At 41.9% G+C, this 13,893-nt stretch carries 11 protein-coding genes; 7 read left to right on the forward strand and 4 right to left on the reverse strand.

The window, feature by feature from the left end:
• Positions 1–79: 79 nt before the first annotated feature.
• The 3 genes from CSQ79_RS12470 to CSQ79_RS12480 all read right to left on the reverse strand — a co-directional run bounded on the left by CSQ79_RS12470 (position 80) and on the right by CSQ79_RS12480 (position 3,818).
• The gene (locus tag CSQ79_RS12470; protein WP_099701505.1) at positions 80–1,285 is read right to left on the reverse strand and encodes an amino acid ABC transporter permease; all 1,206 of its coding nucleotides are present in this window, start codon (positions 1,283–1,285) and stop codon (positions 80–82) included.
• Positions 1,286–1,416: 131 nt separating this feature from the next.
• A complete protein-coding gene (locus CSQ79_RS12475) occupies positions 1,417–2,616 on the reverse strand; it encodes an amino acid ABC transporter permease (RefSeq protein ID WP_099701506.1) in 1,200 nt (399 codons plus the stop codon).
• Between the two features lie 137 nt (positions 2,617–2,753).
• Positions 2,754–3,818 carry an amino acid ABC transporter substrate-binding protein gene (locus CSQ79_RS12480; protein WP_099701507.1) on the reverse strand — a complete coding sequence of 355 codons (1,065 nt, stop codon included), beginning with the start codon at positions 3,816–3,818 and terminating at the stop codon, positions 2,754–2,756.
• A 232-nt stretch (positions 3,819–4,050) separates the two neighbouring features.
• Between CSQ79_RS12480 and CSQ79_RS12485 the strand changes: the two genes are divergently transcribed.
• The 6 genes from CSQ79_RS12485 (at position 4,051) to CSQ79_RS12510 (ending at position 11,509) form a co-directional block, all read left to right on the forward strand.
• Positions 4,051–5,025 (forward strand): phosphotransferase, encoded by a 975-nt coding sequence (locus CSQ79_RS12485; protein ID WP_099701508.1) that lies wholly within the window; start codon positions 4,051–4,053, stop codon positions 5,023–5,025.
• Between the two features lie 486 nt (positions 5,026–5,511).
• Positions 5,512–6,822 carry an ABC transporter substrate-binding protein gene (locus CSQ79_RS12490; RefSeq protein WP_099701509.1) on the forward strand — a complete coding sequence of 437 codons (1,311 nt, stop codon included), beginning with the start codon at positions 5,512–5,514 and terminating at the stop codon, positions 6,820–6,822.
• A 142-nt stretch (positions 6,823–6,964) separates the two neighbouring features.
• Positions 6,965–7,876: a carbohydrate ABC transporter permease gene (locus CSQ79_RS12495; protein ID WP_099701510.1), complete on the forward strand. Its 912-nt coding sequence runs from the start codon at positions 6,965–6,967 to the stop codon at positions 7,874–7,876.
• A gap of 22 nt (positions 7,877–7,898) precedes the next feature.
• Complete coding sequence (locus CSQ79_RS12500; RefSeq protein ID WP_099701511.1) at positions 7,899–8,783, forward strand: carbohydrate ABC transporter permease; 885 nt, start codon at positions 7,899–7,901, stop codon at positions 8,781–8,783.
• Positions 8,784–8,836: 53 nt separating this feature from the next.
• Positions 8,837–9,937, forward strand: coding sequence for an ABC transporter ATP-binding protein (locus tag CSQ79_RS12505; protein ID WP_099701512.1), 1,101 nt, complete (start codon positions 8,837–8,839; stop codon positions 9,935–9,937).
• A 63-nt stretch (positions 9,938–10,000) separates the two neighbouring features.
• Positions 10,001–11,509, forward strand: a complete 1,509-nt coding sequence (locus CSQ79_RS12510; protein ID WP_099701727.1) for a trehalase family glycosidase — start codon at positions 10,001–10,003, stop codon at positions 11,507–11,509.
• A gap of 118 nt (positions 11,510–11,627) precedes the next feature.
• Here CSQ79_RS12510 and folB read toward each other — a convergent pair whose 3' ends face one another.
• Entirely contained in the window at positions 11,628–11,984 is a 357-nt protein-coding gene (gene folB, locus CSQ79_RS12515) for a dihydroneopterin aldolase (RefSeq protein ID WP_099701513.1), read from the reverse strand.
• Positions 11,985–12,138: 154 nt separating this feature from the next.
• On the opposite strand from folB, the gene menD reads away from it, so the two are divergent.
• The gene (gene menD / locus CSQ79_RS12520; RefSeq protein ID WP_289501082.1) at positions 12,139–13,878 is read left to right on the forward strand and encodes a 2-succinyl-5-enolpyruvyl-6-hydroxy-3-cyclohexene-1-carboxylic-acid synthase; all 1,740 of its coding nucleotides are present in this window, start codon (positions 12,139–12,141) and stop codon (positions 13,876–13,878) included.
• Positions 13,879–13,893: the final 15 nt, after the last annotated feature.

A 13,893-nucleotide genomic window follows, 5' to 3' on the forward strand; every position in this document is an offset into this window, starting at 1 on the left:
GGAGGGTAGGAGGGTTCTAGAGAAAAATCGCAATTAAATCTCTCCCACACTCCCACTCACCCCTCAATCCTCACCCCTTCTACCGCTGACCAACATTTAACTTGCGTTCGAGATTGCGGCTGGCTTGCGACATTCCATAGCAGAAGATCCAGTAAATTAAACCAATAAATAAGTAAACTTCGGCGTAGCGTCCGATAAATTCTGGCTGTGCCAAAATAGAGCGAGCGATTCCAGTTAATTCGAGTAAGCCAAATAGTGCTAGTAGTGAAGTATCTTTGAATAAGCTGATAAACTGACCAACAATTGCTGGAATTACAGCTTTTAAGGCTTGGGGTAACACAATCAATGAAACTGTCAAAGGTGCGCTGAGTCCTAAAGCTTTGGCGGCTTCAGCTTGTCCGCGAGGAACTGCTTGCAAACCACCACGAACATTTTCGGCAAGATACGCAGCACTGAATAGTACTAGTCCAGCGATCGCACGTAGCACCCGATCCAAATCGCGAAACCACGGTGGAAGAAACAGGGGTAGCATTACTTGAGCTAAAAACAAAATGCCGATTAATGGCAAGCCTCGGATGACTTCAATATAGAGCGTTGATAGACCACGAACAACAGGAAGCGGACTTTGCCTTCCTAACGCTAGTAACACTCCTAAAGGAAACGAAAGAAGGATACTTGTTGTTGCGGTGAGTAACGTTAATAATAGTCCTGACCAAACAGTAGTTGGGGTAGGTGCTAAACCCAAGCCTCCTTTAATCAACCACCAGACAAGAAGAAACGCAACTCCCCACATGACAGGAAGCCAACTACTAAAATTTGGTGGTAATTGCCGTCCGGCTGCATAGCCAATAGTTGCCACAAGAGCGATCGCCAGTAACCACAACCGTGATGATAATGGTATTGGTAGCAAGATGACTGCAGCAACGACGACGCTCAAAGCAATCAAAGTAGAACGACTTAACCAACGCGCATCCGTGCGACTAAAACCCCAAGCAATTCCGGCTAGACAAGCAAGGACTCCTAATGATAACCAAACGCGCCAGTAGAGTTCGGGAGGAAATCTACCAACAAAGAATAACTGCAAGTTTGTTGCAACAACATTCCACTGCGCTATATCAAACACCCAGCGCAATAAATTACTGATTCCGACAACGATGACAACAACACAAACTATCGTCAGAATGACGTTGTACCAAGTACTAAACAAGTTGACACGCATCCATTCCCAAGGCGAGGAAGCGCGACTAATTGGAGGTGCAACAGGAGGAGGTAATTCAGTTTGCATAAGTTTAAGAGAGTTTTGAGTTTTGTTAGCGTAGCGGTGCCTTAGCACGTTTTGAGTTTTGAGTTAAGACACTTCTTTGTCATAAATGCCTCAGCACCTTTTTTCGCGAATTATTCAAAACTCTTAAATCGTTATCTTTCTTTGAATTGCACAGTACGATTAAACAGGTTCATAGCCAGAGAGATAATTAAACTAATCGTGAGATAGGTAATCATGATCAGAAACATCACTTCTACTGCACGACCTGTTTGGTTAAACGTTGTTGAAGCAACAAAATAAACATCAGGAAAACCAATTGCGATCGCTAGACTTGAGTTTTTCGCAAGATTAAGATATTGACTTGTCAGTGGCGGGATAATCACGCGTAAAGCTTGAGGTAAAACAACACTCTGCATGATTCTTCCTGATTTGAGTCCTAAAGCACGCGCTGCTTCCCACTGCCCTTGAGGAACTGCCTGAATTCCGGCACGGACAATTTCGGCAATGAAACTTCCTGTATAAACAACAAGTCCCAGAAGCAAAGTTCCAAATTCAGGTGATAAACGCAGCCCACCTTCAATTTGCTCGGTATCTACTATTTGTGGCAAAGTGATACTAAACGGAATTGCACCATTGATAATGTAAGCAAGTGCGATCGCCACAACAATTGGTGCTAATGCCCACAACATCTGATTGCCACGCACGCCACGTTCTTGCATAACTTGGGTTCGCCAACGCCACACTGCGATCGCTCCAGCAATGCCTAACGCAAGTAATAATAACCATACTCCCGCACCCGTACCTCCTTGTATCCACGGTAGATATAACCCACGACTTGATAAGTAAGTAGGACCAGGAAGAGTAATTTGGTTAGCAACGTTGGGTAATTGTAAGAAGAAAGCAAAGTACCAAAAGAAGAGTTGTAAAAGTAGCGGGATGTTGCGAATTGTTTCAACATACACTAATGCTAACTGCCGCACTAACCAGTTATTTGATAATCGGGCAATTCCTGCAACTAAACCTAAAATTGTTGCTAAAACAAGCCCAACAACAATGACGCGCAACGAGTTAACGAGTCCAACTAAAATCGCTCGACCGTAACTGTCTGCTGGATTGTATGAGATGAGAGTTTCACCGATGTCGAAGGAAGCTTGCGAACCGAGAAAGCCAAACCCTAGTTGAATGCCTAATGCACGCAGATTGTAGATAACGTTATCGACGACTAAAATCACCAATAACAAAAACAGCAATACAGCAATTACTTGTCCGGCGACTCGCCAAAATCGGGTATCTCTGAGTAAATCTTTAAATTTAGGTGTATTGCGTGTAACCCGTGGACGCTGTGTAGTCATCAGTTTGATTAGTAGCTAGTGGGAGTGTTGGCGTGTGGGAGTGTTGGCGTGTGGGAGTGTTGGCGAGACGAAAATGTTATTTTTCCCTCTCACCCACCTACCCAACTACCCGCCTACCCTGTGCAAACCTGCTTCTTTTACCGGAAGGGAGGTGCATAATGTAGTCCACCATCAGTCCATAACTCGTTTTGACCACGGGGGAGATTGAGTTGCGTATCAGGACCAAGGTTGCGGTTATAGATTTCGCCATAGTTACCAACTTCACGAATTGCCCGTGCGATAAAGTCGTTTGTTAAACCTAAACCTTGCCCTAAGTCACCTTCAGTTCCTAGTAGTCGGCGTACAACTGGATCTTCACTATTGGCAAAAGAATCGATGTTTTGTGAAGTAATTCCAAGTTCTTCAGCTTCAATTAAGCCAAAGATCACCCACTTTACGGTGTCATACCATTGCGGGTCGTTATTTCTGACCGCAGGTGCGAGTGGTTCTTTGGACATGACAATCTCTAAGAGAACGTGTTCGTCAGGGTTAGGTAAAGCACTGCGTTGCGCTACTAACTGCGAGCGATCGCTAGTGACTCCTTCACAGCGTCCTTGTTGATAGGCAGCAAAGGTTGCTTTGTCGTCTTCAAAGACAATAGGTGTATACTTGACTCCTAGCTTGCGCATTTGGTCAGAAAGGTTCTGTTCAGTACTTGTCCCTGTTTGAACGCAAACTGATCTTCCCTGCAATCCTTTTAAGTCTTTGATGCCGCTATCTTGTTTAACCATCATGCCCTGACCGTCGTAAAACACTGTAGGCGCGAATTCTAAGCCAGTTGATGTATCGCGACTAATTGTCCAGGTAGTGTTACGGCTAAGAACATCAATTTCCCCTGCTTGTAATGCGGTAAATCGCTCTTTGGCATTGAGATTGCGAAAATCTACCGCTTGTGGATCGTCAAACATTGCTGCGGCGATCGCCCGACAGATATCAACATCTAGTCCGTTATATTCACCTTGTTGAGTCACATAGCTAAATCCTGGCAAATTACCACTCACGCCACAAGATAACCTGCCACGGGTTTTCACCCGATTCAATACTGCTCCTGATGCCGCACCACCTTCTTGGGCAGATAATTGGGGATATAAAAACCGACTACAACCCGATAGCGGAGCCGCCAACAGTGCTGCACTCAACAGCAGGGAACTCCATTTGAGCATATTTTTCTTCCTGTATTTCCTCGTGTCGTTATCTACACCCTTAAACTCAAGCTCAACTGCAATTTTTTATAAAAGTTAATATTGCCAATTTGACAGCCTTAACTTCGGTTTAATCTTATAATTTGATATACACGGTAAATGCAGTTGCTGATACAGTTTGTGATTTTTATTTACTAAATAGTACAGCGAAGAAATACGCTAATAGCTAATTGCTAACAGCTAACTACTAATAATGAGTTCTCCATTTATTCCTGTTATTCATTCGCTGCCTTCAGGAAAGGCTTTAATAGAAAAGGTGTTATGCTATTATCCTATAGCGACGCAAAAGTGTAAGATATACAAACGCGGTCTTAATGATACTTATTTAGTCGAAGCCGAACAAAATCATCAATACATTTTGCGCGTTTACCGCCACGGATGGCGAACCTTGGATGCAATTAATTTTGAACTAGAACTATTACATTATCTGCATAATTGCAATTTACCTGTTGCTTACCCAATTGCTAAAACAACAGGTGAATTTACACAAGCGATCGCATCCCCAGAAGGACAACGCTATGCTGCTGTTTTTTCCTATGCACCAGGTCAGGCGATAGGCAAAAATATTAATCGCGAACAAAGTCAACAATTAGGAGAAGTTGTTGCAAGTATTCATCAAGCAACAAATAATTTTACTAGTCGTTTTAGTCGTCCAGAGTTACATTGCGCGTATCTTTTAGATTGGGCAATGGCAGCAATTTCATTAATATTCCAGCATCGCAATAGTGATATCAATTATCTCTTCAATTTAAGTGCGCAAATCAAAGCTCAGTTAGTCAATTTAGCGTTACCTCAAACATCACCCTATTATGGAATTTGTATCGGTGATGTCCATTCAGAAAATGCCCATTTTGGAGGAAATCAACCAACGCTATTTGATTTTGACCAATGCGGCTACGGTTGGCGGGCATTTGATATTGCCAAATTTATTCATACAACCCACCGTTGGCAATTAGATGCCAATATTAATAAATCTTTTATGCAAGGATACCAAAAAATCCGGCAGTTGAGCCAAACTGAAGTTAACGCGATTCCTCTTTTTACACAAGTAGCACACATCTGGGTAATGGGAATTGCTTGCGCTGTCGTAGAAGAAGTTCTACCTTACGGCGAGTTTACCGAAGAATGGTTTAATAGCAAGCTAGCTTTATTAAGTAAGCTTACCTAATAGATTTTAATACTTATTGATAAAAAAATAAAATTAGTAGTTTCCTCTGAAAGTTGTAGCACTTTGTGTAAGAGACTGAAAATCATTTTATCAGCAGTTATTGTATCATTTGTATAATAAGTTAGTTTAATTTTTGTACAAATTTGTTTTTTGACTACTTGCTATATCTTTAGAAAGATGTGGCATAAATCAAATAAATATTAAGTTACACATATTACAGTATTTGGTATATTCTATTTGATAGACGCCTGTTGTTGGGCACGAAAAAATGTGTCTTCAGGTAATCAAGCGCTACTGTAATACTTGCCAACTAAATTTCAAAGTTGTTGATATTTACAATCTGAAACAATTTTTGTGAAGTTAGCTGAACTTTTTCTACTGTTTTTTAAAACATAGTAGATTTGCTAACAAATGCCGAAATTTGTTCATTCAGATAGTTAAATTTATTCCTTTGCTCATGAGTTGATCGTGAATGTTGATTGAAAAATGTTGTACCGCAAACCATTAAACAAGCTGCAAAGATTTTTAAGAAGACAAGGTTTTTTGCGTGTAGGTGTTTTTAGTGCTTTTTTCCTCGGCATCGTACTTTATAGCTGGATAGCACTATCACAGCAACCAGTAACACTGAATTTACTCATGACTGCCCCTGATGCGCAACCTTGGCAACAGGGAATTGTGAGAGACTTTGAGGCGAAAAACCCTGATATTCGCATCAATATTATTGAAGGTCCTAACGCTACTAACTTATTAGAAGATCTGTATACTTCGGCATTTATTTTGGGTGATTCTCCATATGATCTGATTAATATGGACGTGATTTGGACACCTAAATTTGCGGCTGCGGGTTGGTTGTTAGATCTGAGCGATCGCATATCTCCAGAGGAATTAGCAGAATTTTCTCCTGCTGATGTCGAAGGTAGTCGCTACGAAGGTAGGTTATATAGAATTCCGATGCGTTCTGACGTAGGGATGTTATATTACCGCACGGATTTACTCGAACAAGCCGGATTAGAACCACCAGAAACCTTTAGCGATCTAATTAAAGCCTCGCAAACATTGCAACAAAAAGACTTAATTAACTGGGGTTATGTTTGGCAAGGGCGGCAATACGAAGGACTCGTCGCTATGTTTATCGAAGTTTTAGAGGGCTTTGGTGGATTTTGGGTGAATCCAGAAAACTTAGAAGTAGGATTAGACAGACCAGAAACGCTGCAAGCGATCGCCTTCTTAAAAGACACCATACAACAAGGAATTTCGCCGCCAGGAGTGACAACATACCAAGAAGAAGAAACACGACGCTTTTTCCAAAGCGGTCAAGCTGCGTTTTTACGCAATTGGCCTTATGTTTGGCCCTTAGCACAAGAAGAGGGTTCGCCAATTGAAGGTAGAATTGCAATTAAGCCGATGGTTGCAACTCCTGGAAGAACAGGTGGTGCGTGTCTTGGTGGTTGGGGCTTAGGAATTTCCACATCGACGAGACATCCCGAAGAAGCATGGCGGGCAATTCAATACTTCACCTCTGAAGAAGCACAAAAGAACTTTATTTTGAATGCTGGTTTTGTTCCTAGTCGGCGCTCGTTATTTACCGATCCAGAAATTGTTGCTAAGTACCCTCACTATCCGCAGTTACTCGAAGTCGTGCAGCAAGCAGTATTACGTCCACCGATCGCGCAATATGCTCAAACATCGGATATTTTACAACGGTATTTGAGTGCAGCATTAACGAATCGGATGACTCCAGAACAAGCCATGCAAGCTGCTGCAAATGAAACTCGCCGCTTATTAAGTAGGGGTTAATGGTTAGAGTTTTGAGTTTTGAGTTTAAGAGAGTTGAGAAAGTTCTTCCATTCAAAACTAACCACTAGCCACTAGTCACTAGCCACTCTTTCCCTCTACATTCAACACTTTTGGAAATCTAGAACCTTTCTTTCAAACTTCGATGTTTAATACAAAGACAATTCGAGGACGCGAACAACGGACAGCATGGATTTTGATTGTACCAGCCTTGCTGATGCTGTTGTTTGTTTTTGGTTATCCCATTCTCCGTGCTTTTTGGCTGAGTCTGTTTACTCAAAACTTGGGAACGCGACTGCAACCTGTCTTTTCTGGGTTTGACAATTATTCACGCATGGCAGGAGATGGTCGTTTTTGGCAAAGCTTCTGGGTAACAATTATCTTCACGGTTTCCTCAGTTGTGTTAGAGCTAATTTTAGGATTAGCGATCGCACTTATTCTTAATCAAAAGTTTTTTGGACGCGGTTTAGTGCGGACATCAGCGATTATTCCTTGGGCTTTACCAACAGCATTAATTGGTTTAGCTTGGGCGTGGATTTTTAATGACCAATTTGGGATAGTCAACGACATCTTACTGCGGCTGGGGATAATTAATACGGGAATTAACTGGCTAGGAGATCCGACACTAGCAATGTTTGCGGTGATCTTTGCTGACGTTTGGAAAACAACGCCATTTATTAGCATTCTGCTATTAGCAGGCTTGCAATCGATTTCACCTGACTTGTACGAAGCGCACTCGATTGATGGTGCGACACCTTGGCAAAATTTCCGGCAAATTACCTTACCGCTACTGCTACCGCAAATTTTAATTGCAATGCTGTTTCGATTTGCGCAAGCGTTTGGTGTTTTCGACCTCATCCAAGTTATGACTGGTGGTGGTCCTGGTGGTGCAACTGAAGTGGTATCACTATACATCTACTCAACTGTGATGCGCTACCTCGATTTTGGTTATGGCGCAGCACTCGTCGTAGTAACATTTTTGTTGCTGATAGTAGCTGTCGCGATCGCCAGCCTCCTCCTTAATAAATTACGCGCCAGAACATCTGGTACAACTTAATTCTTCATAATCCAAAATTGCCATGACTGCAACTCCTGAAGTAGTTTCAACAACTCCTAGACAAGCCGGTGGGGCAAAGATTCCTTGGAGGAAGATATTAACAACCATCGCAGTCATACTTGTTGTCATATTTTGCTTAGCGCCAGTAATGTGGCAGGTTTTAACTTCATTCAAGGTCAATGAAGATATTGCTGCTGTCCCAACCGTGTATTTTCCAACGCGTTATACCTTAGATCACTATATCGAGTTATTTGTGCGACGCCCATTTTGGCGTTACATCCTCAATAGTGCTTTTGTGTCAATTGTTTCTACCGCACTAGCTTTAACTCTTGGCGCACCGGCTTCTTACGCGCTAGCACGGTTACGTCCTTGGGGTGGTAAAGTGATTTTGGCAGGAATTCTAATCGTTACATTATTCCCAGGGATTTTGCTATTTATAGGACTTTTAGAAATTATCCAACAATTAGGATGGGGTAATAACTACCTTGCACTGATTGTTCCCTACACTGCAATCAATTTGCCATTAACAATTTTAGTGCTGCGCAGCTTTTTTGAGCAACTACCAAAAGATTTGGAAGACTCTGCTAGGGTAGACGGCTACAACACGTTTCAAATGCTGTGGCAGATCTTACTCCCGATGACACTTCCAGCTTTAGTCACAACTGGAATTCTCACCTTTATTTTTGCCTGGAACGAATTTATCTTCGCGTTGACATTCATAACTCGTGAGGAACTCAAAACAATTCCTGTTGCCGCAGCCCAATTAGGCGGGGCTTCGGTATTTGAAATTCCTTATGGTCCGATCGCTGCGGCAACTGTTCTTGGTACATTACCACTAGTTTTGCTGGTTCTCTTTTTCCAACGCAAGATCGTTCAAGGTCTTACTGCTGGCGCTGTTAAAGGTTAGTGGCTAGTTGCTAGTCACTAATCACTAATCACTACTCCCTACTCCCTAATAAAATGGCTAGACTCGAACTCAAAAACTTAAATAAAACCTTTTCTCCTAAAGTTATTCCGGTTAAAGACGTTAGTCTCACCGTAGAAGACGGAGAATTTTTAACATTACTTGGTCCTTCAGGTTGTGGTAAGTCTACAGTGTTAAGGATGATTGCGGGACTTGAGGAACCAACACGCGGTCAAATCCGGCTGGGGGGTGAAGATATCACCTTTAGACGTCCAGGCGATCGCAATATGGCAATGGTATTCCAAAGCTATGCATTGTATCCTCATATGACTGTCTCTGAAAACCTGGCTTCAGGACTCAAACTCAAAAATATTCCCCGCGCTGAAATCAAGCAGCGTGTTGCTGAAGTTGCCCAACTTCTTGGATTAGAAGAGTTACTCAACCGCAAACCAGGTCAAATGTCTGGAGGACAACGCCAGCGGGTTGCTGTTGGTCGGGCTTTGGTGCGTCAAGCCCAAGTATTTTTACTCGACGAACCTTTAAGTAACCTTGATGCATTACTACGCGAACGTGTCCGCGCAGATCTCAAACAAATTTTTGCGACTCAAAAAGCCCCAGTGGTCTACGTTACCCACGACCAAACCGAAGCAATGACACTTTCTTCTAAAGTTGCAGTGCTAAACAACGGCTATGTTCAACAACTCGCACCACCAGATCGCATTTACAGTCATCCTGCTAACTTATTTGTTGCAGGATTTGTCGGTAGCCCGCAGATGAATCTCCTTACTTTACCTTGTCGCGGGCGTTATGCACTACTTGGAGATTTTCAAATTCCGTTATTGGATATTCCCACAGTTCCCCCACAAATTGTGTTAGGAATTCGCCCAGAAAACGTCCGTGTTGCACAACCAGAAGAAGAATATATTATCCAAGGTAGAGTCTTTTTAGTCGAACACTTGGGGATGCACAACTTAGTGAGTGTCCGTATCAATAGTTCGCATTCAGAACCGCAAACAGTACGTGCATTGTTACCCACAGACCAAGTTTGGAGTAACGAAGAAATTACTCTTGCTTTACCACCACAAAGTATTCACTGGTTCGACGTTGAGTCAGGAGATTCATTGGTGGGAAGACAAAGAGTAGAAACGATGAGTTAGTGGCTAGTGATTAGTGGCTAGAGTAATAATATCTCATTGGCTTCTCTAGCTACTTTTATTGTGATGCAGCAATTATCGAATTTACAATTTCCCTCTACTGAGCAAATTGCAGCCGTCAGAGCATATATTAAACAAAGTTGGCAAACTTTGTCACGATCGCCTGCAGATATTCTAGCTGCAGCTAATGATTCTAAAATTGAACGTAGCGAAAATGCACCTTGGCTTGTCTATGTTTCTTCCAAAGAAGACCGTTTAACAGTTGAACAATCATTACAACAAATTCTAAGTAAAGAAGAATTTGATGCCATAGAAGTTAAAACTTTACCCGCAGATTCCCAAATCCAAGAACACGGGTTACTTTATTTGCCAGGTTCCTACGTTGTTCCTGGAGGACGTTTTAATGAAATGTTTGGTTGGGATAGTTATTTTATTTTATTAGGGTTACTGCAAGATCGAGAATTAGAACTTGGGCAAAGCTTAGTCAATCAACTTGTCTACGAAGTTGAACATTACGGCACAATTTTGAATGCTAACCGTACCTATTTTTTGACGCGATCGCAGCCTCCTGTATTAACTTTAATGGTGCTAGCACTGTTTGAGCATACGCAAGATAAACAATGGTTACAATCAGTACTTCCGGCAATTGAAAAGTATTACACCTTCTGGACTACAGAACCACATCTCCACCCAGAAACAGGGCTTTCACGTTTTTTTGACTCTGGAACAGGACCCGCACCTGAAGTTATCAGTGATGAAAAAGATGATGTGGGAAGAACTCACTATGACAGAATTTTAGAGTATTATATTACACAAGAAATCGCCGGACTGGATGCGTATTATGACTCAGCAAGCGGCTTCACCGAATCATTTTACCAAGGCGATCGCTCGATGCGCGAATCAGGATTTGATTGTTCGCATCGCTTCGGATTGTTTAATCTCGAAATTACTCAATATTTACCTGTATGTTTAAATGTTTTGCTGTATCAAATGGAGCAAGACATAGCACAAATTCATCAAATCTTAAGTGAAAAATCATTAGGAAAAATATGGAGCGATCGCGCAACCAAACGCAGTCAAATTATTAATCAATTAATGTGGGACGAACAAGCAGGACTTTATTTTGATTATAACTTTGTCACGCATCAACGCAGTCAGTATGAATTTGCTACTACATTCTATCCTTTATGGGCTGGGATAGCTTCGCAAAAACAAGCTGAAAAAGTAGTGGAAAACTTATCAAAATTTTTAGCGCCAGGTGGTTTACTAACTAGTACTAATGTAACAGGCAATCAATGGGACGCGCCGTTTGGCTGGGCACCTTTACATTTAATGACCGTACAAGGTTTAAGCCGTTATCATTATCTCTCGCAAGCTAAAGATGTTGCTCAAAGATTTATGACATTAGTTGTTCGAGAATTTGAAAAATCCGGCGCAATTGTTGAGAAATACGATGTAGTTAAATGTTCTGCCAATGTCTCTGATGAAATTCGCTTTGGCTATAGTTCCAACGAAATCGGTTTTGGCTGGACTAACGGAGTATTCTTAGAACTACTTAGTTTCTTAAGTCAGTAATGAGATTAGCATTTAGCACCGCACAAGCTAATAGCTAATCGCCAACTGCTAACTACTTCACCCAAAGACAAAAATATTTATTTCTCAATTACCCATGACAATTTTACAATTTACTGAGTTACTTGCTTCTTGTGATTTCAACGGTAATTTTGCCACCAAAATCAGGAATTGGGGCAGCGAGTTTTGTTAAGCGAACTTGAACTTGTTTGACGCGATCAGATTCTAGAATAGATGTAGTGATCGCATCCACCAAGCGCTCGATCAACGCATATTTTGAGGTTTTAACCAAGTGCTGCACGTCATTAATCACGCTACGGTAGTCAAGAGTATCCTCAATCGCATCACTCTTACCTGCTACGGATAAATCCAACCATAGCGTCAAATTTACCTCAAACCATTGACCCAAAACCTGTTCTTCGGGCAAATAACCTGTGTAACCGTAGCAGCGAATTCCTGTTAAATGAAAACAGTCCATGAAAAGATATCTCCTGTAGCGATTTAGGATAGATAAGGTAAGAGGTGAGTGGCTAGGGATGAGTGGTTAGTTGATTAAGAAAGAGTGATGACTTCTCCTCATTATCTCAACTTCCGCATTCTAAACAACTCTAGGCTGCAATTCTCGTTTAAGTGTGGTTACTGTAGTGATTGATTGGCGAAATACAAATTCTGTCTGGGGTTCGATATTAGCAGAGACTTTTGGGCGGCTAGGATTAACAACAGCCGTGATTTGTCCAGGTTCGCGATCTACACCACTAGCGATCGCCTTTGCCCAAACTGATGGAGTTGAAGCAATACCTATTTTAGACGAACGTTCCGCAGCATTTTTTGCATTGGGAATTGCTCGTCAAGCAGGACGCCCAGTAGTATTAGTTTGTACCTCAGGAACCGCTGCTGCAAATTTCTACCCCGCAGTTATTGAAGCACGAGAAAGCCGAGTTCCTCTCATCATCCTCACCGCAGATCGTCCCCCAGAACTACGTGATTGTCATTCAGGACAAACAATCGATCAAACAAAGTTATACAATACATACCCCAACTGGTACGCTGAATTAGCACTACCTTCATTAGATATTGAAATCTTGGCGTATCTACGCCAAACACTGATTTATGCATGGGAGCGGTCGCGCTATCCTGTTGCTGGAGTAGTACATCTCAACATCCCCTTTCGCGATCCTTTAGCACCCATCCCCGACACCACCGCAGCTGCATTACGATCGCAATTCAATCCACAAAACTTCTTCAACAGCATCCAATTACCAATTACCAATTACCAATTACCAATTCCCCATCCTAAAGAATGGAAACAATACGAGCGCGGAATTATCATCGCCGGAATTGCCCAACCACAACAACCACGCGAATATTGTGGTGCGATCGCCCAACTTGCTAAAACGCTCAAATTTCCGGTACTCGCCGAAGCACTTTCCCCAGTCAGAAACTACGCGGATCTCAATCCTTATTTGATTTCTACCTACGATTTGATTGTGCGCAATCCGCAACTAGCACAACAGCTACAACCAAAAATCGTGATTCAAATCGGGGAACTTCCCACAAGTAAAGATTTGCGTCAATGGTTAAGCGTTACCCAACCCCAGCGCTGGATTGTTGATTCTTGCGATCATAATCTCGATCCACTGCATGGCAAAACAATTCATTTACGAACCACAGTAGAACAGCTAGCGCAATCTATCGAACCGAAAGCACCAACTCCATATTTACAGTTGTGGTGTGATGTGGAAGCTAAGGTAAGGTTGGCATGCGATCGCACAATGACGGAAATTGAGCATTTATTTGAAGGTAAAGCTGCCTGGTTACTGTCGCAAGTTCTCCCATCAGAAACACCCTTATTTATCGCCAATAGTATGCCCGTACGCGATATGGAGTTTTTCTGGAAACCGAGTAATTCTAATATCCGCCCATTTTTTAACCGTGGTGCCAATGGTATTGATGGCACATTATCAACTGCCTTAGGAGTAGCACATCGCAATCAAAGTAGTGTGTTACTAACAGGCGATTTAGCTTTATTACACGACACCAACGGTTTTTTAATCAAAAATAAGTTTGCTGGACGTTTAACCATTGTTCTGATTAACAATAATGGCGGTGGTATTTTTGAAATGTTACCTATTTCTAAGTTTGAGCCACCCTTTGAAGAGTTCTTTGCTACACCACAAAATATAGATTTTGCTCAACTATGTGCTACTTACAATGTAGAGCATGAGTTAATTGATTCTTGGGAACAATTGCAAAAAAAAATAAATCCACTTCCTACAACAGGAATTAGAGTGTTGGAATTAAAAACCAATAGAAAAGCCGATGCGCAGTGGCGAAAAGAGAATTTAGGAAAGCTTGCAGCGATTACTATGTGAAATTATTTTTCTTGA

Source organism: Gloeocapsopsis sp. IPPAS B-1203, from assembly GCF_002749975.1.
In the GTDB taxonomy this organism is placed as follows: domain Bacteria; phylum Cyanobacteriota; class Cyanobacteriia; order Cyanobacteriales; family Chroococcidiopsidaceae; genus Gloeocapsopsis.